The sequence below is a fragment of the Candidatus Kinetoplastibacterium crithidii genome, from assembly GCA_027557655.1.
GTDB classification, from domain to species: domain Bacteria; phylum Pseudomonadota; class Gammaproteobacteria; order Burkholderiales; family Burkholderiaceae_B; genus Kinetoplastidibacterium; species Kinetoplastidibacterium crithidii_C.
Genome location: CP064915.1, coordinates 795,188 through 816,901, shown reverse-complemented (window position 1 = coordinate 816,901; position 21,714 = coordinate 795,188). Strand labels below are relative to the sequence as shown.

Below are 21,714 nucleotides of genomic sequence, written 5' to 3'. Positions count from 1 at the left end.
AAATATATTCTATAAACCTTGATTTTACTACAAATTATAAATCAATCAAAAAAACATCAATCAAAAAACACAATAATTACATATTATAGATCAAAATTATGATTTTATAAAAATAGCTTGAATAAATATATCTATTAATCTAACATCCTAAAATCGCTATTTAATTAGCATTGTAAAAAGTACTATATATCAGATATAATGTTACACTTTCCTTTAATCGCATATTAACGTAGAATAATCTTAAGTTATTCGAATTAACATCGTTTAACTTTACTATTGTTCTTTTAACTTTAGACTACCAATGAAACGAACTTATCAACCTTCTGTCTTGCGCCGCAAGCGCACACATGGCTTTCGCATAAGAATGAAAACAAGATCCGGGCGTGCTATAATTAATGCACGTAGAGCAAAGGGAAGAAAACGCCTATCTGTTTAATTCAAAAATCGATTTAATTTATTAATTATAACGGAGTTGAATACTAACTACAAAAAAAGATCTAGATTTCCTGCTGGTGCTCGTTTACATAAATCTCATGAATACAAGACCGTTATTAACAGCCACCCAGTAGCTAAGGGCAAATTGTTTTATGTTAATTCATTCTTGCATGACAATGCAAATATAACGTCGCTACAAACCAGTAGGATTGGTCTAATTTTTTCTAAAAAAATGGCCCATAAAGCAGTTGTACGTAATTCTCTCAAAAGAGTTGTACGTGAATCATTTAGAGCAAAAGCAAATATAATTCCTAGAGGAGATTACGTTGTGCGTTTGCGCTCTAAAGCACCTGCTTGCTCATTAAAAGTTCTAAAAAAAAATGCTAGATCTGAAATTGATTACCATTTTAGCAAAATATCAAAATGCATAAAAAAATCGTAATTCTACTAATTGAATCTTATCAACATATTTTAAGCCCTTGGATTGGTAAGCAATGCAGATTCAATCCTTCTTGTTCTCAGTATGCTATTGAATCCATTAAAAGATATAATATTTTTTATGCTTTCTGGTTAATTTTTTATCGATTATTACGTTGTAATCCTTGGTGCAAAGGAGGACAAGATCCGGTACCGTATCAATTAAATAAGAAAAATGATATAAACAAAAAATAGCATTATATACTAATAGTAGCTACTACAAACTACCAGGTAAAATTCAAAAATGGATATTAAAAGAATAATTCTTTGGATAATTTTTTCATTCTCTATATTAGTTCTTTGGAACAATTGGCAATTAGAAAATGAAAAAAATCACAAAACATTTTCTATCGCAAATAAAACAAATGATATAAACAAACAGTTATCTACATTTTCATCAATTGATAGAACAGATTATATAAAACAAAACATCAATAATCAAAAAGAAGAATTGACAGTTATAGAAAATGATGTTTTAAAACTTACATTTAGCAGCCATGGAGCTAAAATAGTAAAAGCTGAATTATTGAATTATCCAGATAAAAAGAAAAAACCTACTGTTTTAATAAACTCAAACGATAATTTTTCTTATATTATTCAATCAGGCTTAATAGGCGAAACTGCCTTACCAAATCATAAATCTGATTTTAAGTTATTAAATATAAAACAAGATAATAATAAATCTGAAATTGATTTTTTGTCAGAAAAAAATGGTGTCATACTATTGAAAAGATATGTCTTAGAAGATGGAAAATATAATATAAAGGTACAACATAAAATTACAAATAAAAGCAATGAAATATTGAATGCCAGATTATATCTTCAAATAATGAGAGATAGTAGTGATCCATCAGATAGCTCAAGTTTTTACAAAACATTTACTGGAATGGCTGTTTTTTCTGAAAAAAATAAATTTCAAAAAATATCATTCCAAGATGTTAGCAACAATAAAGCAAAATATATAAAAAATACAAATAACGGCTGGATTGCTATGGTTCAGCATTACTTTGTAACAGCATGGATTCCCCAAGAAAATTGTATTCGCAAAAATGAGGCTGTAGAACTAGATAAAGATAAAAAAATATTTGCTATAAGAACTATAGAATCTATAAATGAAGTAAAACCTAATGAATCTTATGAAAGCAATTCATATTTATGGATAGGACCACAAGACCAGAAAAAGATGGCTTCAGTAGCGAAAGGACTAGATCTAGTTGTGGATTATGGAATATTTACTATAATTGCTAAACCTATATTTTTGCTTATGAATTATATATTTGATTTTGTAAAAAACTGGGGTTGGTCCATAGTTATTTTAACATGTATTATAAAACTATTATTTTTTCCATTAGCATCAAAAAGTTATAGATCAATGGCAAAATTAAAGGACGTAGCTCCAAGAATACAAGCTTTAAGAAAACAATTCTCAAATGACAACAGCAAGTTTAACGCTGCGGTGATGGAAATATATAGAAATGAAAAAATAAACCCTTTGGGAGGATGCTTACCAATCATAGTACAAATTCCTGTCTTCCTTTCTCTTTATTGGGTACTGTTATCCAGTGTGGAAATGAGAGGGGCTCCTTGGATATTATGGATTCAAGATTTGTCAGCAAGAGATCCATATTTTATATTACCCATATTAATGATGCTAACAATGATTGTTCAAATTAAACTAAATCCAGCACCACCAGACCCAATGCAAGCAAAAGTTATGATGATTATGCCTTTAGTATTTGGAGGGATGATGTTTTTCTTCCCATCTGGATTAGTTTTATATTGGTGTGTCAATAATATATTATCAATAGCACAACAATGGTTCATTACCCGAAAATAACATAATATGTTTGGTACTATATATGTATGATAATTCTCCTATTGTTGCTATATCTACTGCTACTGGAAAAGGAGCTATTGGAATAGTACGTATATCAGGAAAAGATCTATCAATCTTGATGATCAATCTGTTTGGAAAAAAACTAGATGATAGACGGGTATATTACCTGCCATTCAAAAATACAGAAAACCTAATTATCGACAAAGGTATTGCTATATTCTTTAAATCACCAAAATCATTTACTGGAGAAGATATACTAGAACTTCAATGTCATGGTGGAATAGTAGTAATACATGAAATCTTAAATATGTGTATTGACCATGGAAAAGATATTGGAGTACGAATATCAGAACCTGGAGAATTTACAAAAAGAGCTTTTTTGAATGGCAGGATAGATCTAGCTCAAGCAGAAGCTATTGCAGACATAATTGATGCTGTATCTATAGAAGCCTCTAGAAGTGCATTGATAGCTCTATCTGGTGAGCCATCCAGAGTTATCAATGCACTATCTGATGAAATAATGGAATTGAGAATTATTGTAGAAGCAAATATAGATTTTTCAGAAGATGATATTATTCTAATAGAAAAAGATAAGATATTAGCTTCTTTGGAAAAAATAAGTAAAAAGCTAATAACTTTTATACAAAAAACAAAACAAGGAATTACTTTAAAAAATGGTATTAATGTAGTTATAGTGGGAGAACCAAATGTAGGTAAATCTAGTATACTAAATGCCTTATCTGAAGAAGAAATAGCAATAGTAACAAATATACCAGGAACCACTAGAGATAAAATAATTAATGAAATAAGCATAAACGGCATTCTTATAAACATAATTGATACTGCAGGAATTAGAAAAAGCAATGATTATATAGAAAATATTGGCATAAAAAAAAGCTTAGAAGAAATAGAAAAAGCAGATCTGATATTGCTCGTACAAGATATAACAACACCCAAAAAACCAAATATCATTCTTCCCAAGGGAATTCCAATAATAACAGTACTGAATAAAGCTGATATTATAGAAACAAAATTTCCTATAGCAAAAAATGATGAACTACTAGTCTCAGCAACAAAAAAAATTGGTTTGGAATTATTACGTGAAAAAATATTAGAAACCATTGGATTAAATAAAACAGAAGAATCAAGATGGATTTCTAGAGAAAGACATTTGTTTTGTCTAGTAGATTCATTAGAGAATATTAAAACAGCAATTATATATACATCAGAAAAGAACCCACAAGTTGATCTAATAGCAGAAGAATTAAGATTATCTCATAAGAATTTAGCTAAAATAACAGGGAAATTTGCAACAGACGATATATTAGATAATATTTTCTCTAAATTCTGCATAGGAAAATAACAATTTATATTCACATTTAGTTGTGCATATCATCTTAATTACTTCTTAATAAACATATTTTTTTTTGTTTTTAAAAACTTATTCAATTTTTATTACAAATAAAAACAGAGTTTTTACATACTTTTTAAAAAAACTAAATTATTGATTTTTAATAAAAAAATAAGTTATCCACATTTTTCATAGTTATCTATTATTATTATCATTTAAATAAATAAATGATAAAAAAATATTAAATTTAAAACATATGTTTTAAATTAAAGAAAAATCTAAAAAGGAAAAAAATGAATTATCATGAACAATTTGATGTAATAGTTATAGGTGGAGGACATGCTGGAACAGAAGCTGCCTTAGCTTCAGCAAGACAAGGTTCAAAAACTTTATTATTAACAAGTAATATTGAAACTTTAGGGCAAATGTCTTGTAATCCTTCTATTGGTGGTATAGGTAAAGGACATTTAGTAAAAGAAATAGATGCTCTAGGTGGAGCCATGCCAATAGCAGCTGATTATTCAGGGATACATTTTAGAATTTTGAATTCTTCTAAGGGTTATGCAGTAAGATCTACAAGAGCACAAACAGATAGAAATTTATATCGTTTATCAATCAGGAGTATTTTAGAAAATCAGAAAAATCTTTTCATATTGCAACAAGTAGTGGATGATATTTCTGTTGAAAACAACAATGTCAAAGGAGTTCATACTCAGTTAGGTATTTTTTTTAAATCAAAATCTGTTGTTCTTACTGCTGGTACTTTTCTTAATGGTTTAATGCATGTAGGTTTAAGTAAAATGTCCGGAGGAAGATCTGGTGATTCATCAGTTCTTTTTTTAACTGATAAATTAAAAGATATGGGTTTTACAGTTGGTCGATTAAAAACTGGTACTCCACCTAGAATAGATGGACGTACAATTAATTATGAAGATCTTCAGATCCAGTATGGTGATTCTAATCCAATTCCATTTTTCTCTTTTAATGGAAGTAATATTATTCGTCCTAAACAAGTACCTTGTTGGATTACTAGAACAAACTTAATATCTCATGAAATAGTTAAAAATTCTATTGATAGATCTCCTCTTTACAATGGTGAAATAAATGGAATTGGGCCTAGATATTGTCCTTCTATAGAAGATAAGGTTTTTCGTTTTGCAGATAAAGAATCTCATCAAATTTTTTTAGAGCCAGAAGGTTTAAATACAAATGAGATTTACCCAAATGGTATATCTACGAGTTTGCCATTTGATGTGCAAATTGATTTAATTCACTCAATATTAGGTTTAGAGAAATCACATATATTGAGACCAGGATACGCTATAGAATATGACTATTTTGACCCTAGACATTTAAAATCAACTCTTGAAACTAAGATAATTTCTGGTTTGTTTTTTGCTGGACAGATAAATGGTACTACTGGATATGAAGAAGCTGCAGCTCAAGGATTAGTCGCTGGTTTAAATGCAGGTAGGTTTTCTAAAGAACTTTCTCAATGGTCTCCACAAAGAAGTGATTCTTATATTGGAGTTATGATAGATGACTTAATAACAAAAGGCATTGATGAACCTTATAGAATGTTTACATCTCGCGCTGAATATCGTTTGTTTTTAAGAGAAGATAATGCTGATTTTAGACTCACAGAACTAGGAAGAAAATTTGGATTAATAAACGATTATCATTGGGATTATTTTAATAGAAAACGTGATTTGATTGAAAGAGAAATCACACGATTAAAGAATTTATATTTGAATCCTAGTATTTTATCAAATTATTTTTCTGATTCTTCTGTTGGAAAAAAAACTGATCGAGATTATAAGGTTTTTGATATTTTAAAAAGACCTGGAATCGATTATAGGTCTTTGATGGGTATTAAGGGTGTGGATGGTTATTTTTTGATAGGACCTGGTTTGATGGATGACACTTTGCTTTCTGATCAAATTAACATACTCATTAAATACGATGGATATATATCTAGACAACAAGAAGAAGTCAAAAAAACATCTGAATATGAAGGTTTGCTAATTCCTTTTGATATTGATTATAATAAAATTGGCAATCTTTCTATAGAGGTTAGGCAGAAACTTAGTGATTATAAACCAGAGACAATAGGTCAGGCATCAAGAATATCTGGCATAACCCCAGCTGCTATTTCTGTGATTCTTATTTATATAAAAGGTTTAAAATATAATAAATGATTAATTGTTATGCTGATAATGAGAGCCTTATATTAGAATATTGTTCAAAAAATAATATAGATTTGTCTTTAACTCAACGATATATGCTAAAAGAATATGTAATATTTCTTCAGAAATGGAATAAATATTATAATTTAACAGCGATTAGCGATTTAAAAAGTATCATTATGTATCATATTATTGATAGCATATCTATATTACCTTTTCTGGATGATGTTTTGATTAATGATGCGAATATTTGTGATGTTGGTTCTGGGGCTGGTTTACCTGGTATAGTTATATCTATAATGAGGCCAAGATGGAATATTATTTGTGTTGATTCTATAGGTAAAAAGACTGTTTTTATGACTCAAGTTAATCATCTGTTAGGTTTATCAAATCTAAAAATCATAAAATCTAGAATTGAACTGTTAAATAATTTTAGTTTTGATCTCATTATTTCAAGAGCTTTTTCTTCTCTTAAAAATTTTACAAAAAATACAAAGCATCTTTTAAAGCCTAATGGTGTTTTTTGTGCTATGAAAGGGAAAGTTCCTAAGGATGAAATTTTGGATTTATTATCAACAACAGAATTTTTTATAGATAAAATAGAATTTTTAAATAATATTGATTTAATTGAACATAGATGTTTAGTTTTTGTCAAAATCATCAAAAACCATTATAGTAATAATTTAAACTAAGTATTCTTTTTAAATACCTCATGTTTTTTTGATAAAAAATATTTACTTATTGTTTGTTAATATATTAATAGTGATTTTTTTTGCAAAATAAATAATAAGTGTGTAGAATATACTAGATTGTCGTGGAGGGGTGCCCGAGTGGCTAAAGGGGGCAGACTGTAAATCTGTTGGCCGTGCGCCTACGTTGGTTCGAATCCAACCTCCTCCACCATATGCCGAATGTGTAACTTGCGAGTGTAGCTCAATGGCAGAGCTGAAGCCTTCCAAGCTTATGACGAGGGTTCGATTCCCTTCACTCGCTCCATAATGCCCATGTGGCTCAGTGGTAGAGCACTCCCTTGGTAAGGGAGAGGTCACGCGTTCGATCCGCGTCATGGGCACCATATTTTGGGTCATTGATATCATATTTTTTCCACAATGTTATAGATTTAATCCTCACTTGGAGTTATTTTTATGGCTAAAGGCAAGTTTGAACGTAGTAAGCCTCATGTAAATGTAGGTACTATTGGTCACGTTGATCATGGTAAAACAACTTTAACAGCTGCTATTACTACTGTTTTGGCAACTAAGTTTGGAGGAGAAGCTTGTGGTTATGCACAAATCGATGCTGCTCCAGAGGAAAAAGCTAGAGGTATTACAATAAATACTGCTCATGTGGAGTATGAGACATCTAATCGTCATTATGCACATGTGGATTGTCCTGGACATGCTGATTATGTAAAAAACATGATAACAGGAGCGGCTCAGATGGACGGGGCTATTCTTGTTGTTTCTGCTGCTGATGGCCCTATGCCACAGACAAGAGAGCATATATTGTTATCTCGTCAGGTTGGTGTGCCATATATTGTTGTGTTCCTAAACAAGTCAGACATGGTCGACGATGAAGAATTGCTCGAACTCGTAGAAATGGAAGTTCGTGAATTGTTGTCCAAATATGATTTTCCAGGAGATGATACCCCAATTATTAAAGGTTCTGCTAAACTAGCCTTGGAAGGTGATAAAGGAGAGTTAGGAGAAAAAGCTATTTTAGCTTTAGCTGATGCTTTAGATAGCTATATACCAACACCAGAACGCGCTATAGATGGAACATTTTTGATGCCAGTTGAGGATGTATTCTCGATATCTGGTCGTGGAACTGTTGTTACTGGTCGTGTAGAAAGAGGTGTTGTTAAAGTTGGTGAAGAAATTGAGGTAGTGGGAATCAAAGATACAATTAAGACAACATGTACTGGTGTTGAAATGTTCCGTAAATTGTTGGATCAAGGTCAAGCTGGTGATAATGTCGGTATTTTGTTGAGAGGAACAAAGAGAGAGGATGTTGAAAGAGGGCAAGTTTTAGCAAAGCCTGGTACTATTACTCCTCACACCGAATTTTCAGCTGAGGTTTATGTTTTATCTAAGGAAGAAGGTGGTCGTCATACTCCTTTCTTTAATGGTTATCGTCCGCAGTTTTATTTTCGTACCACCGATGTCACAGGTACTATTGATTTACCTAAAGATAAAGAGATGGTACTTCCTGGTGATAATGTAAGTATTACTGTGAAGCTTTTAGCTCCAATCGCAATGGAAGAAGGATTAAGATTTGCGATACGTGAAGGCGGTAGAACAGTTGGTGCCGGTGTGGTGTCTAAAATTATTGCTTAGTTTATTTTTTAGTAGTACTATATATCCCTGTTATTAGAATATTTATCATTCTATGTTATAGGGGTATAGCTCAATTGGCAGAGCGTCGGTCTCCAAAACCGAAGGCTGTAGGTTCGATTCCTACTGCCCCTGCCATCAATAGTGTTTTGGCATAGGTTGAAAATGTCTAATTCTAATTTAGAAAATTCTGTTGCTTTTACTGATAAACTAAAATTTTTTTTATCTGTATTGTTGTTTTTAAGTGCTTTTATTAGTTTTAGTTTTTTAAATAATAGAAGCTTTTATGAAAGACTATTAGTTTTTGTCTTTCTTATTGTTTTATCAGGTACATTGTTTATTTTTAGCAAACTAGGTAGATCTCTTCTTTATTTTATAAAAGATTCTTTTTTCGAGCTAAAACTAATGTCTTGGCCTCAGCGTAAAGAAGCTGTAAGAATGACTGTTGTTGTGTTTGTTTTTGCTTTTTCTGTTAGTTTGTTTATTTTGTTTATTGATAAATGTATAGAATATTTGCTTTATGTTCTTTTCTTGGGATGGAAATAGGTAGCTTAAATGAATAAACGTTGGTACATTATTCATGTTTTTTCAGGCATGGAGAAAAATGTTTTGAAAGTACTAAATGATCGTATTGATGCTGCTGGTTTGCGTTCTTCATTTGGAAGGATATTAATTCCTTCTGAAGAGGTGATAGATATTAAAAATGGTCATAAATCTATTACTGAGAGATCTATATTCCCTGGCTATATGTTGCTTGAGATGGAATTAACAGATGAAACATGGCATTTAGTAAGAAATACAAACCGCATTACAGGTTTTTTAGGTGGTCATGGTAATAAACCTACACCTATTGCAGATTCTGAAATTGAAAAAATTCTTGCTAAAATGGAAGAAGGTTTTGAGAAGCCTAGGCCGAAAGTCTTATTTGAAATAGGTGAAATCATAAGAGTCAAAGATGGCCCTTTTGCTGACTTTAATGGTAATGTTGAAGAGGTAAACTATGAGAAAAACAAAATCAGAGTTTCTGTAACGATTTTTGGTAGATCTACTCCTGTAGAACTTGATTTTAGTCAAGTGGAAAAGACTTGATTTTTTGTGTATGGGGAGCTTTTATAGCGATATTACCCATTAGGAGATAAGTTAATGGCAAAAAAAATAGTAGGTTTTATTAAATTACAAGTACCTGCTGGTAAGGCAACTCCTTCTCCTCCTATTGGTCCTGCATTGGGTCAACGAGGTTTGAATATTATGGAGTTTTGTAAGGCTTTTAATGCTAAAACACAAGGCATGGAAGTGGGTCTTCCAATTCCTGTTGTTATTACAGCATTCGCTGATAAGAGTTTTACTTTTATATTAAAAACTCCCCCAGCCACTGTTTTAATTAAAAAAGCAATTTCTTTACAAAAGGGTTCGGCGAAACCTCATGTTGATAAGGTTGGTGTTTTAACAAGAGGGCAGATTGAAGAAATAGCCAAAGCTAAAGCTGTTGATTTAACAGCTGCTGACTTAGATGCTGCTGTTCGTACTATAGCTGGTAGTGCTCGTAGTATGGGTGTCAAGGTGGAGGGCGTTTAATCATGAAAAAACTAAGTAAAAGAATGCTTGATATTTCAAGTAAAGTAAACTCTTCTAAACTCTATTCCATTTCTGATGCTTTACAGTTGTTAAAAGATACTGCCAATGCTAAATTTGACGAATCCATAGATATAGCTGTTCAGCTTGGTATTGATGCAAAAAAATCTGATCAATTAGTTCGTGGTTCTGTTATTTTACCTTCAGGAACAGGGAAACAGGTTAGAGTAGCTGTTTTTGCTCAAGGAGATAAGGCTGAGTCAGCTAAGTTAGCTGGTGCTGATATAGTTGGTTTTGAAGATCTTGCAGATTCTATAAAATCTGGTCAGATTAATTTTGATGTGGTTATCGCTTCTCCTGATGCAATGAAGATTGTTGGCTCTTTGGGACAGATTTTAGGGCCTCGTGGCTTAATGCCTAATCCTAAAGTTGGTACTGTTACCATGGATGTGGCTGAAGCTGTTAAGAATGTTAAATTAGGTCAAGTTCAATATAGAACAGATAAGAATGGTATAATACATTCTACTATAGGTAGAGCTTCGTTTAATATAGATAGTTTAGTCTCTAATGCAGTAGCTTTGGTTGATGCTTTAAGGAAAAATAAACCAGTGTCTTCTAAAGGTGTTTATTTGAGAAAAATTTCTTTATCTTCGACAATGGGAATAGGTGTAAGAATTGATCTATCTTCTATAGGTTAATAGTTGTTTGTTTTTGTTATGCTTTGAACGCTATGTTTCGTTTTATAGACATTTCAGTCAAAGATCGTTGGAGCTTTATGTAGTTTTTTGCTTAATATTGTGTTTTATCAATTCCAACGTAGACGGCGTATTTGTGAAGTGATTTCTTTTATGTAAGAGCTCAGCTAGACGCCGATTCCGGGTAACGTTGATTGGTTTTAACGTTTTTTTTAGTGGAGTATTTCGCCTGTGAGTCTTAATCGTCAAGAGAAAGCGATAGTTATTCAAGAGATGCAGTTAAAAATATCGGATGCTCAGTCTGTTGTTATTGCTGAATATCGAGGTCTTGATGTCGCTTCTATTTCTTCATTGCGTAAAATTGCGCGTGATTCTGGTGTGTATATCAGAGTTTTGAAAAACTCGTTAGCACGCCGTGTTATTGCAGATACAGATTTTGCATTGTTAGTTGATAAATTGACTGGGCCATTGATTTATGGTGTTAGTTCAGATCCTGTATCGGCAGCTAAAGTTTTAGCTGATTTTGCTAAAAATAATGACAAGTTAATAATTAAAGCGGGTGCTTTGCCTAATTACTTGTTGGATTATACTGCTGTTGTTGCTTTGGCTAATATGCCTTCAAGGGAAGAATTGTTAGCTAAGTTGGCGGCAACATTACAGGCTCCTATTACACAATTTGTTCGTACTCTTAATGAGATTCCTACAAAATTTGTAAGAGGTCTTTCAGCTGTATGTGATTTAAAAAAGTAATTATTTTTTAAGTTTTTTATTAGTTTGTTAAATATTTAGGCAATTTTTGTCTGGCATAATGTAATTTTGGAGTTCTTTAAAATGTCGTTAAGTAAAAGTGAAATTCTTGAAGCAGTATCTAATATGACAGTTCTTGAATTATCAGAACTGATTAAAGAAATGGAAGAAAAATTTGGTGTTTCAGCAGCTGCTGCTGTAGCTGTTGCAGCTCCAGCAGTTGCATCATCTGCTGCTGTGGAGGAACAGACCGAATTTAATGTAATGTTATTAGAAGTCGGTGCTAATAAGGTAAGTGTTATTAAAACTGTTCGTGAAATTACCAGCTTAGGATTGAAAGAAGCAAAAGATTTGGTTGATGGTGCTCCTAAAGCAGTTAAGGAAGGTGTATCTAAAGCTGATGCTGATGCAATTAAGAAGAAATTAGAAGAAGCTGGAGCAAAAGCAGAAATTAAATAATGTTTTTAATTTCGCCCGGAATAACTGTTTTGTTGTTTCCGGGCTTTTGCGTTTCCAGGAAACTTTTAGTAGAAACAAGAGTTTCCTGGAAACGTATCAACCTGGAGCCGTAGTGACGGCTTCTGTAATTTCGAGTCGGAGTGTCCATGCCTTATTCGTATACCGAAAAAAAGCGCATTCGTAAAAGCTTTGCTAAGCGTGCAGATGTACAGAAAATCCCATGTTTATTGGAAACTCAGCTGCAATCTTATCAAACTTTTTTACAGTTTGAGGTTGACTCTTTAAAGCGTTCAGATCATGGTTTACAGGCCGCTTTTTTGTCGATCTTTCCAATAGTTAGTCATAATGAACTTGCCAGATTAGAATTCGTTAGTTATGAACTTGGTAAGCCTGTGTTTGATGTAAGAGAATGTCAGCAGCGTGGCTTATCTTATGCTTCTCCTTTACGTGCTAAATTACGTTTAGTGCTAATGGATAGGGAATCTAGTAAAAATGTTATGAAAGAAGTTAAAGAGCAGGAGGTTTATATGGGAGAAATCCCATTAATGACCTCTTCTGGCTCTTTTATCATCAATGGTACAGAGCGTGTTGTTGTTTCACAATTGCATCGTTCTCCAGGTGTCTTTTTCGAGCATGATAAGGGAAAAACTCATAGTTCTGGTAAATTGCTTTTCTCTGCAAGAATCATTCCATATAGAGGATCTTGGCTTGATTTTGAATTTGATCCTAAAGATATCTTATTTTTTCGTATAGACCGTCGTCGTAAGATGCCTGTGACTATTTTGCTTAAAGCAATTGGCTTCTCACCTGAGTTTATATTGTCTTATTTTTTTGATTCAGATGTATTTACTTTAAATGAGACAGATGCCGTTCTAGAATTTATTCCTGATAGATGGAAAGGTGAGGTTGTTAATTTCGATATATTCGACAAAGATGGAGTTCTCATAGTAGAGAAAGATAAGCGTATTAATTCAAAGCATCTTAGAGAAATATCCAAGCAAGGTATAAAGCAGATTTTAGTTAAGGATGATTTCTTGGTTGGCAGAGTTTTGTCTGCTAATGTTATTGATCCAGAAACAGGAGAGCTGGTTGCTAGTGTTAACGATGAAATTACTGAAACTGTACTAGAGTCACTAAGAAAACATGATATCAAATCAATTAAGACGTTGTATATAAATGATTTAAATAGAGGATCTTATATTTCTCAAACGTTACGTATTGATGATACTGTAGATCAGCTTTCTGCAAGAATTGCTATCTATCGTATGATGCGTCCAGGGGAACCCCCAACTGAAGAAGCTGTAAATATTCTTCTTGAACGTCTATTTTTTAACGATATAACTTATGATTTATCTAGAGTTGGTCGTATGAAATTAAATAGTCGTCTTAATAGAGATAAGGATTCTTGTAGTTCTTCTACAATACTTACTAAAGATGATATTTTAGAAACTATAAAGGTTTTAGTTGACTTGCGTAATGGTTATGGGCAAGTTGATGATATTGATCATCTAGGAAATAGGCGTGTGAGGTGTGTTGGAGAACTAACTGAAAATCAATTTAGATCTGGTCTTGTTAGAGTTGAAAGAGCAGTTAGAGAAAGATTAGGACAGGCTGAAATAGATAGTTTAATGCCGCATGATCTAATAAATTCAAAACCAATTTCTGCTGCAATAAAGGAGTTTTTTGGATCTAGTCAATTATCTCAATTTATGGATCAAACTAATCCCTTATCTGAAGTTACACACAAACGTAGAGTATCTGCTTTGGGACCTGGTGGTTTAACTAGGGAGCGTGCTGGTTTTGAGGTTAGAGATGTTCATCCTACTCATTATGGTAGAGTTTGCCCTATAGAGACTCCAGAGGGTCCTAATATAGGTCTTATAAATTCTATGTCATTATATGCCCGTTTAAATGATTACGGATTTTTAGAAACTCCTTATCGTAAAGTTATAAATGGTCAAGTTACAGATCAAATAGATTATTTATCAGCTATTGAAGAAAGTAAATATGTTATCGCTCAGGCTAATGCAGAATTAGATAAAGATAATTATTTTATTGATGATTTAATAGCATGTAGAGAGTCTGGCGAAACACTTCTTACTTCTCCAAAAAATATTCATTATATGGATGTGGCTCCTTCTCAAATAGTTTCAGTTGCTGCATCATTGATTCCATTTTTGGAACATGATGATGCTAATAGAGCTCTAATGGGAGCCAATATGCAAAGGCAAGCTGTTCCTTGTTTAGTTCCGGAAAAGCCAATTGTAGGTACTGGTGTTGAGAGAATTGTTGCTGTTGATTCTGGAACTACAGTTCAAGCATTGCGAGGAGGTTTTGTTGATTATGTTGATGCTGATCGTATAGTAATTAAGGTCTATGATTCTGAAAACAATGATGGCGAGGTTGGTGTAGATATATATAATTTGAATAAGTATTCAAGGTCTAATCAGAATACCAATGTCAATCAAAGGCCTATAGTTAAATTTGGTGATAATGTTTCGAAAGGAGATGTATTAGCTGATGGAGCTTCTACTGATCTTGGTGAACTTGCATTAGGGCAAAATATGTTGGTGGCATTTATGCCTTGGAATGGTTATAACTTTGAGGATTCTATATTAATTTCTGAAAAGGTTGTTTCTGATGATCGATACACCTCAATTCATATTGAAGAACTAACTGTTGTTGCGAGAGATACTAAGCTTGGGCCAGAGGAAATTACAAGAGATATTAGTAATCTATCTGAAATTCAATTAAATCGATTGGATGATTCTGGTATTACTTATATTGGAGCGGAGGTTGCAGCTGGTGATGTTTTAGTTGGTAAAATAACTCCTAAGGGAGAAACGCAATTAACTCCAGAAGAGAAATTGTTAAGAGCAATTTTTGGAGAGAAAGCTTCTGATGTGAAAGATACTTCTTTGCGTGTTCCATCGGGAATGAGTGGTACAGTAATTGATGTCCAGTTATTTACTAGGGAAGGAGTGACTCGTGATAATAGAGCCCAATCTATTATTGATTATGATTTACACAAATATCGACAAGACTTAAATGATCAGTTACGTATTGTTGAGAAAGATCAGTTTTCTAGATTGGAAAAGGTATTGATTGGTAAAAAAGTAAATGGTGGTCCTCATGGTTTAGTAAAAGATTCTATTATTACTAAAGAATATTTGGATTCTCTGGATAAACATTTTTGGTTTGATATTCGTCTTACAGAAGATAGGTATGCTTCTTTATTAGAGCAAGTAAAATTATCTCTTGAGGATAAAAGAAAACAATTCGATATTTTCTTTGAAGAAAAACGTAAAAAATTAACTCAAGGAGATGAACTACCACCTGGTGTTATGAAAATGGTGAAGGTCTATCTTGCTGTTAAGAGGAGATTACAGCCTGGTGATAAAATGGCTGGCAGACATGGTAACAAGGGTGTTGTATCTAGAATTGTTCCTGTTGAGGATATGCCTCATATGGCTGATGGTACTCCTGTTGATATTGTACTTAATCCTTTAGGTGTTCCATCTAGGATGAATGTTGGTCAAGTTTTAGAGGTTCATCTTGGTTGGGCTGCTAAAGGCATTGGTCAAAGAATCAATGAGCTATTGTCATATGAGAAGAAAATAGAAGAAATTCGTTCTTATATGAATAAGATTTATAATTGTGGTGGGGCGAATGTGGATCTTAAACAGTTAAATAATAAAGAGATTTTGGAGCTTGCTCATAATTTAAAAAATGGTTTAACTGTTGCTACTCCTGTTTTTGATGGCGTAAATGAGAATGAAATATCTCAATTATTGTCTTTAGCTTATCCTGATGATGTTGCTGAAAAAATTCAATTGACAAATTCTAAAACTCAAGCATGGCTATTTGATGGTCGTACTGGTGATAAATTTGAAAGGCCAGTTACAATTGGTTATATGCATTATCTAAAACTACACCATTTAGTTGATGATAAGATGCATGCTAGATCTACTGGTCCTTATTCTTTAGTTACTCAGCAACCTCTTGGTGGTAAAGCACAGTTTGGTGGTCAACGCTTTGGTGAGATGGAGGTATGGGCTTTAGAAGCATATGGTGCTGCTTATACTCTTCAGGAAATGTTGACTGTGAAATCAGATGATATAACTGGAAGAACTAAGGTTTATGAAAGTATTGTCAAAGGCGATCATTTAATAAATGCAGGTATGCCAGAGTCTTTTAATGTATTGGTAAAAGAAATTCGTTCTTTGGGTTTGGATATAGATTTGGAGCGTAACTAATGAAGGCGCTACTTGACCTTTTTAAACAGGTTTCACAAGATGAGCAGTTTGATGCTATTAAAGTTAGTGTCGCTTCTCCAGAGAAAATTCGTTCATGGTCTTATGGTGAAGTGCGTAAACCAGAAACTATTAATTATAGGACTTTTAAGCCTGAAAGAGATGGCTTGTTTTGTTCTAGAATATTTGGTCCAATTAAGGACTATGAATGTTTATGTGGTAAATATAAACGTCTTAAACATCGTGGTGTTATTTGTGAAAAATGTGGTGTTGAGGTAACTTCTGCTAAAGTTAGAAGGGAAAGGATGGGGCATGTTGAGCTTGCTAGTCCTGTTGCCCATATCTGGTTTTTAAAAAGCTTACCTTCTAGATTGGGAATGGTTCTAGACATGACTTTGAGAGATATAGAGAGAGTTTTATATTTCGAAGCTTGGTGTGTTATAGATCCTGGAATGACTCCTTTAAAACGTGGTCAGATTATGTCTGACGATGATTTTTTTGCTAAGACAGAAGAGTATGGTGATGAGTTTAAGGCTCTTATGGGTGCTGAAGCTATAAGGGAGTTATTACATAACATAGATCTTGAACAAGAGATTCGTGTTTTAAGAGATGAGTTAAAAAATTCTTCTGCAGAATCAAAAATCAAAAAAATTTCAAAACGTTTAAAAGTTCTTGAAGGTTTTCAAAGGTCTAACTTGAAGCCTGAGTGGATGATTTTAGAGGTTCTTCCAGTATTACCTCCTGATTTAAGACCTCTTGTACCATTAGATGGTGGTAGGTTTGCTACTTCTGATTTAAATGATTTGTATCGTAGAGTTATAAATCGCAATAATAGGCTAAAAAGACTTATAGAATTAAAAGCTCCTGAAATTATTTTAAGAAATGAAAAAAGGATGTTACAAGAATCTGTAGATTCATTATTAGATAATGGTCGAAGAGGCAAAGCTATGACTGGTGCTAATAAGCGTCAGTTAAAATCTTTGGCTGATATGATTAAAGGCAAAGGTGGTAGATTCCGTCAAAATCTTTTAGGTAAACGTGTAGATTATTCTGGTAGATCCGTAATCGTTGTAGGACCTCAATTAAAACTACACCAGTGTGGTATACCGAAGCTAATGGCGTTGGAATTGTTTAAGCCTTTTGTTTTTAATAAATTAGAATCTATGGGTTTTGCTAGTACAATTAAAGCTGCAAAAAAGATGGTTGAAACTCAAGATCCAGTCGTATGGGATTTGTTGGAAGAGGTTATAAGAGAGCATCCTGTTATGCTGAATAGAGCTCCTACTTTGCATCGTTTGGGTATTCAAGCTTTTGAACCTGTATTAATTGGTGGTAAAGCCATACAGTTGCATCCTCTTGTTTGTGCAGCATTTAATGCTGACTTTGATGGAGATCAAATGGCTGTGCATGTGCCTCTATCGTTGGAAGCCCAGTTAGAAGCCAGAACCCTGATGTTGTCTTCGAATAATATTTTATTCCCTGCAAATGGTGAACCATCAATAGTTCCATCCCAAGATATAGTATTGGGATTATATTATGCGACTAGAGAACGTATCAATGGTAAGGGAGAAGGCATGTTTTTCTCTTCTGTTTCTGAAGTTCAAAGGGCTTATGATATAGGAGAAGTAGAATTACAAAGTCGTGTTACAGTTCGTATTACAGAGTATGAGCGTGATAATGATAATACATGGATGCCAGTTTATAAGCGTTATGAAACAACAGTTGGTAGATCTATATTGTCTGAAATTTTGCCTAAAGGCTTATCATTCTCTGTTTTGAATAAAACTTTAAAGAAAAAAGAAATTTCTCGATTGATTAATAATTCTTTTAGACGTTGTGGTTTGCATAATACTGTTATCTTTGTTGATAACTTAATGCAATCAGGTTTTCTTCTTGCTACTAAAGCTGGTATTTCTATTGCTATGGAAGATATGTTGATTCCTGCAGCAAAGTCAGATATTTTATCGGATGCTAATGAAGAAGTTAAAGAAATAGATAAACAGTATTCTTCTGGATTAGTTACTTCTCAAGAAAGATATAATAATGTTGTAGATATTTGGGGTAAAGCTAGTGACAGGGTTGGTAAGGCAATGATGGAGTTTTTAGCTACTGAACCTGTTTCGAATAGGCATGGTAAGAAAGTACGTCAGGAATCTTTTAATTCTATTTATATGATGGCAGATTCAGGTGCTCGTGGTTCTGTGGCTCAAATTAGACAGTTAGCCGGTATGCGTGGTCTAATGGCAAAACCTGATGGTTCTATTATTGAAACTCCAATTAGTGCAAATTTTAGGGAAGGTTTGAATGTTCTTCAATACTTTATTTCTACTCATGGTGCTCGTAAGGGTTTAGCTGATACCGCCCTTAAAACAGCAAATTCTGGCTATTTAACTAGAAGATTAGTAGACGTAACGCAAGATTTGGTTATTACAGAGTATGATTGTGGCACATCTTATGGTTATAACATGAAAGCTATAATGGAAGGAGGAGAAGTTATAGAACCTCTAAGAGATAGAGTGCTTGGTCGTGTAATTATTAATGATATAGTAGATCCTGATACTAGAGAAACAGTTATACATTCTGGTTCTTTATTGGATGAAGATTTGGTAGAGAAAATAGATTTAATAGGTGTTGACGAAGTAAAAGTTCGTACTCCTCTTACATGTGAAAGTAGAAGAGGCCTATGTGTTTGTTGTTATGGTAGAGATTTGGGTAGAGGAGAACCTGTAAATATAGGTGAGGCTGTTGGTGTTGTTGCGGCTCAGTCTATAGGTGAGCCTGGTACTCAGCTTACTATGAGAACTTTTCATATAGGAGGTGCAGCATCACGTTCTGTTATGGCTAGTGTAGTTGAAACAAAATCTAAAGGTACTGTTGGTTTTATGAGTACTATGAGATATGTTACAAATCCTAAAGGGGAGAGAGTAGTTATTTCAAGGTCTGGAGAATTAGCTGTTTTTGATGATAATTCGAGAGAACGAGAAAGACATAAAATTCCTTATGGAGCTATTTTATTGGTTGGTGATGGTGATTCTGTAAATGCTGGTGTTCTCTTAGCTTCTTGGGATCCATTGACTAGGCCTATAGTATCTGAATATGCTGGTAGAGTAAGTTTTGAAAATATTGAGGAAGGAGTTACTGTTGCTAAACAGGTTGATGAGGTTACAGGATTATCAACACTGGTCGTTATTACACCTAAAGTAAGGGGTAATAAAATAGCTATGAGACCACAAATCAGGTTAGTTAATGAATCTGGTGAAGGTGTTAAAATTGCAGGTACAGATATTCCTAGCAGTATTGCTTTCCCAGTAGGAGCTTTAATTACTGTTCGTGATGGTCAACAAGTTTTGGTAGGCGAGGTTTTAGCTAGAATTCCTCAGGAATCTCAAAAAACTCGTGATATTACAGGTGGTCTTCCTAGGGTTGCTGAGTTATTTGAGGCTCGTTCTCCAAGGGGTGCTGGTATGTTAGCTGAATTGACTGGTACAGTTTCTTTTGGAAAGGACACTAAGGGAAAACAACGGTTAGTTATTACTGATCTAGATGGAGTTAGCAACGAATTCCTTGTTGCAAAAGAGAAACAGATTTTAGTGCATGATGGTCAGGTTGTTAATAAAGGAGAAACCATAGTAGATGGACCAGCTGATCCTCATGATATATTACGTTTGCAAGGCATAGAAAGTTTGGCTGCTTATATAATAGATGAAGTTCAGGATGTTTATCGTTTGCAAGGAGTTAAAATCAATGATAAACATATTGAAGTTATAGTCCGTCAGATGTTACGTAGAGTGAATGTCCTTAATCCTGGTGATACGAGTTTTGTTCCTGGTGAACAAGTAGAGAGGGCGGATTTATTAAACGAAAATGATCGTGTAATATCACAAAATGGAATACCGGCAACTTATGAAAATGTCTTGCTTGGTATTACTAAAGCTTCACTTTCTACCGATTCATTTATATCAGCAGCTTCTTTTCAGGAAACTACTCGAGTATTAACTGAGGCAGCTATAATGGGTAAAAAAGATGAATTACGTGGTTTGAAGGAAAATGTGATAGTTGGTCGTTTAATTCCAGCGGGTACTGGATTGTCTTATCATAAGGCACGTAAAGCTAAAATTACTGCTGCTGAAGCTGAGAAGTTAAATAAATCAGAAAGCAGGCCTAGTATATTTGAAAATTCATAAGTAGAGTTTTCTTTATTGTATTGCTTGCATGTATTTAAGTTGTTTTTGACAATTGTTGAAAACAGAGTTATATTGGCCAGCTAACTTTAGTATGCGATTTTACTATTATAAATTGATATATGGTGAACTGCAGTAAAGTTAGTTTTTTTAGAAAATTGATATTTTTGAAATAAAAAATTTAATTATTATAATTATATAAAAGGATTTCGAAGTATATGCCTACTATTAGTCAGCTTATAAGGAAGCCACGAGAAATTGGTGTTCTTAAGAGCAAAAGCCCGGCTTTAGAAAACTGCCCACAACGTCGTGGTGTTTGTACTCGTGTTTATACTACAACACCTAAAAAACCTAATTCTGCTATGAGAAAAGTAGCTAAGGTGCGCTTAACTAATGGATATGAAGTAATTTCATATATTGGTGGAGAGGGTCATAATTTGCAAGAACACTCTGTAGTTTTAGTAAGAGGTGGTCGTGTTAAAGACTTGCCGGGTGTGCGTTATCATATAGTCAGAGGTTCTCTTGATTTGCAAGGTGTTAAAAATCGTAAACAGGCTCGTTCAAAATATGGTTCTAAACGCGCTAAGAAAGCGTAATTTTTAACTGTTTTTGAAAAGTGTGGCCATAATTATATGGCATGTAAGGGGCTATTCTTATTAGGTAGCTATGCCCAAATAGTATTTTGGGTCAACTGAAAGACACAAGGAAATATAATGTCACGTCGTCGTGAAATACCTAAGCGCGAGATATTGCCAGATCCTAAATTTGGTAGTGTTGAGTTAGCAAAATTTATGAATGTTGTAATGCTTGATGGTAAAAAGGCTGTTGCAGAAAGAATTGTATATGGGGCACTTTCCCATGTGGGTCATAAAACAAAAAAAGATCCTTTAGAGATATTTAATTTAGCTATAAATAATATAAAACCTATAGTAGAGGTAAAAAGTCGACGTGTAGGTGGTGCTAATTATCAAGTTCCTGTTGAAGTTAGGCCTGTTAGACGTTTGGCTTTGTCAATGAGATGGCTCAGAGAGGCAGCTAAAAAACGTAGCGAGAAATCTATGGATTTGCGTTTAGCTGGAGAGTTACTTGATGCTTCAGAAAATCGTGGCGCAGCCATGAAGAAAAGAGAAGATACTCATAAAATGGCCGAAGCTAATAAAGCTTTCAGTCATTTTCGTTGGTAGGTTA

General features: G+C 33.4%; 18 protein-coding genes and 4 tRNA genes. All 22 read left to right on the top strand.

Going from position 1 to position 21,714, the window contains the following annotated elements:
* The first annotated feature begins 301 nt into the window (after positions 1 to 301).
* Positions 302 to 436, top strand: a complete 135-nt coding sequence (rpmH, locus tag I1N47_03905; protein WBF65557.1) for a 50S ribosomal protein L34 — start codon at positions 302 to 304, stop codon at positions 434 to 436.
* A 36-nt stretch (positions 437 to 472) separates the two neighbouring features.
* Positions 473 to 877: a ribonuclease P protein component gene (gene rnpA / locus I1N47_03900; GenBank protein WBF65556.1), complete on the top strand. Its 405-nt coding sequence runs from the start codon at positions 473 to 475 to the stop codon at positions 875 to 877.
* Positions 859 to 1,107, top strand: coding sequence for a membrane protein insertion efficiency factor YidD (yidD, locus tag I1N47_03895; GenBank protein ID WBF65555.1), 249 nt, complete (start codon positions 859 to 861; stop codon positions 1,105 to 1,107). Before rnpA ends, yidD begins: the two co-directional genes overlap by 19 nt.
* Positions 1,108 to 1,156: 49 nt before the next feature.
* Complete coding sequence (gene yidC, locus I1N47_03890; GenBank protein ID WBF65554.1) at positions 1,157 to 2,749, top strand: membrane protein insertase YidC; 1,593 nt, start codon at positions 1,157 to 1,159, stop codon at positions 2,747 to 2,749.
* Positions 2,750 to 2,771: 22 nt separating this feature from the next.
* Positions 2,772 to 4,112 carry a tRNA uridine-5-carboxymethylaminomethyl(34) synthesis GTPase MnmE gene (gene mnmE / locus I1N47_03885; GenBank protein ID WBF65553.1) on the top strand — a complete coding sequence of 447 codons (1,341 nt, stop codon included), beginning with the start codon at positions 2,772 to 2,774 and terminating at the stop codon, positions 4,110 to 4,112.
* A gap of 281 nt (positions 4,113 to 4,393) precedes the next feature.
* A complete protein-coding gene (gene mnmG, locus I1N47_03880; protein WBF65552.1) occupies positions 4,394 to 6,298 on the top strand; it encodes a tRNA uridine-5-carboxymethylaminomethyl(34) synthesis enzyme MnmG in 1,905 nt (634 codons plus the stop codon).
* Positions 6,298 to 6,978 (top strand): 16S rRNA (guanine(527)-N(7))-methyltransferase RsmG, encoded by a 681-nt coding sequence (gene rsmG / locus I1N47_03875; protein WBF65922.1) that lies wholly within the window; start codon positions 6,298 to 6,300, stop codon positions 6,976 to 6,978. Before mnmG ends, rsmG begins: the two co-directional genes overlap by 1 nt.
* 124 nt (positions 6,979 to 7,102) lie before the next feature.
* Positions 7,103 to 7,189: transfer RNA gene (locus I1N47_03870), tRNA-Tyr, on the top strand.
* A 19-nt stretch (positions 7,190 to 7,208) separates the two neighbouring features.
* Positions 7,209 to 7,282: transfer RNA gene (locus I1N47_03865), tRNA-Gly, on the top strand.
* A gap of 4 nt (positions 7,283 to 7,286) precedes the next feature.
* Positions 7,287 to 7,361 (top strand) — tRNA-Thr (locus I1N47_03860).
* Between the two features lie 70 nt (positions 7,362 to 7,431).
* On the top strand, positions 7,432 to 8,622 hold the full coding sequence (gene tuf, locus I1N47_03855; protein WBF65551.1) for an elongation factor Tu: 1,191 nt from the start codon (positions 7,432 to 7,434) through the stop codon (positions 8,620 to 8,622).
* A gap of 59 nt (positions 8,623 to 8,681) precedes the next feature.
* Positions 8,682 to 8,757 (top strand) — tRNA-Trp (locus tag I1N47_03850).
* Positions 8,758 to 8,784: 27 nt separating this feature from the next.
* Positions 8,785 to 9,165, top strand: a complete 381-nt coding sequence (secE, locus tag I1N47_03845; GenBank protein ID WBF65550.1) for a preprotein translocase subunit SecE — start codon at positions 8,785 to 8,787, stop codon at positions 9,163 to 9,165.
* A 9-nt stretch (positions 9,166 to 9,174) separates the two neighbouring features.
* Entirely contained in the window at positions 9,175 to 9,708 is a 534-nt protein-coding gene (gene nusG / locus I1N47_03840; protein WBF65549.1) for a transcription termination/antitermination protein NusG, read from the top strand.
* 54 nt (positions 9,709 to 9,762) lie between these two features.
* Positions 9,763 to 10,194: a 50S ribosomal protein L11 gene (gene rplK / locus I1N47_03835; protein WBF65548.1), complete on the top strand. Its 432-nt coding sequence runs from the start codon at positions 9,763 to 9,765 to the stop codon at positions 10,192 to 10,194.
* A gap of 2 nt (positions 10,195 to 10,196) precedes the next feature.
* Complete coding sequence (gene rplA, locus I1N47_03830) at positions 10,197 to 10,889, top strand: 50S ribosomal protein L1 (protein WBF65547.1); 693 nt, start codon at positions 10,197 to 10,199, stop codon at positions 10,887 to 10,889.
* 228 nt (positions 10,890 to 11,117) lie between these two features.
* On the top strand, positions 11,118 to 11,636 hold the full coding sequence (rplJ, locus tag I1N47_03825; GenBank protein WBF65546.1) for a 50S ribosomal protein L10: 519 nt from the start codon (positions 11,118 to 11,120) through the stop codon (positions 11,634 to 11,636).
* Between the two features lie 81 nt (positions 11,637 to 11,717).
* Positions 11,718 to 12,092, top strand: a complete 375-nt coding sequence (gene rplL / locus I1N47_03820) for a 50S ribosomal protein L7/L12 (GenBank protein ID WBF65545.1) — start codon at positions 11,718 to 11,720, stop codon at positions 12,090 to 12,092.
* Between the two features lie 146 nt (positions 12,093 to 12,238).
* The gene (gene rpoB / locus I1N47_03815) at positions 12,239 to 16,348 is read left to right on the top strand and encodes a DNA-directed RNA polymerase subunit beta (GenBank protein ID WBF65544.1); all 4,110 of its coding nucleotides are present in this window, start codon (positions 12,239 to 12,241) and stop codon (positions 16,346 to 16,348) included.
* Positions 16,348 to 20,529: a DNA-directed RNA polymerase subunit beta' gene (rpoC, locus tag I1N47_03810; GenBank protein ID WBF65543.1), complete on the top strand. Its 4,182-nt coding sequence runs from the start codon at positions 16,348 to 16,350 to the stop codon at positions 20,527 to 20,529. The genes rpoB and rpoC overlap by 1 nt, the downstream gene beginning before the upstream one ends.
* Before the next feature lie 215 nt (positions 20,530 to 20,744).
* Positions 20,745 to 21,122, top strand: coding sequence for a 30S ribosomal protein S12 (rpsL, locus tag I1N47_03805; protein ID WBF65542.1), 378 nt, complete (start codon positions 20,745 to 20,747; stop codon positions 21,120 to 21,122).
* Between the two features lie 117 nt (positions 21,123 to 21,239).
* Positions 21,240 to 21,710 (top strand): 30S ribosomal protein S7, encoded by a 471-nt coding sequence (gene rpsG / locus I1N47_03800; GenBank protein ID WBF65541.1) that lies wholly within the window; start codon positions 21,240 to 21,242, stop codon positions 21,708 to 21,710.
* Positions 21,711 to 21,714: the final 4 nt, after the last annotated feature.

Bases quoted from the DNA above. Each gene is read 5' to 3' on its own strand.
- rpmH (WBF65557.1), top strand. From the start codon at position 302: ATGAAACGAACTTATCAACCTTCTGTCTTGCGCCGCAAGCGCACACAT.
- yidD (WBF65555.1), top strand. From the start codon at position 859: ATGCATAAAAAAATCGTAATTCTACTAATTGAATCTTATCAACATATT.
- yidC (WBF65554.1), top strand. From the start codon at position 1,157: ATGGATATTAAAAGAATAATTCTTTGGATAATTTTTTCATTCTCTATA.
- mnmE (WBF65553.1), top strand. From the start codon at position 2,772: ATGTATGATAATTCTCCTATTGTTGCTATATCTACTGCTACTGGAAAA.
- mnmG (WBF65552.1), top strand. From the start codon at position 4,394: ATGAATTATCATGAACAATTTGATGTAATAGTTATAGGTGGAGGACAT.
- tuf (WBF65551.1), top strand. From the start codon at position 7,432: ATGGCTAAAGGCAAGTTTGAACGTAGTAAGCCTCATGTAAATGTAGGT.
- secE (WBF65550.1), top strand. From the start codon at position 8,785: ATGTCTAATTCTAATTTAGAAAATTCTGTTGCTTTTACTGATAAACTA.
- nusG (WBF65549.1), top strand. From the start codon at position 9,175: ATGAATAAACGTTGGTACATTATTCATGTTTTTTCAGGCATGGAGAAA.
- rplK (WBF65548.1), top strand. From the start codon at position 9,763: ATGGCAAAAAAAATAGTAGGTTTTATTAAATTACAAGTACCTGCTGGT.
- rplA (WBF65547.1), top strand. From the start codon at position 10,197: ATGAAAAAACTAAGTAAAAGAATGCTTGATATTTCAAGTAAAGTAAAC.
- rplL (WBF65545.1), top strand. From the start codon at position 11,718: ATGTCGTTAAGTAAAAGTGAAATTCTTGAAGCAGTATCTAATATGACA.
- rpoB (WBF65544.1), top strand. From the start codon at position 12,239: ATGCCTTATTCGTATACCGAAAAAAAGCGCATTCGTAAAAGCTTTGCT.
- rpoC (WBF65543.1), top strand. From the start codon at position 16,348: ATGAAGGCGCTACTTGACCTTTTTAAACAGGTTTCACAAGATGAGCAG.
- rpsL (WBF65542.1), top strand. From the start codon at position 20,745: ATGCCTACTATTAGTCAGCTTATAAGGAAGCCACGAGAAATTGGTGTT.
- rpsG (WBF65541.1), top strand. From the start codon at position 21,240: ATGTCACGTCGTCGTGAAATACCTAAGCGCGAGATATTGCCAGATCCT.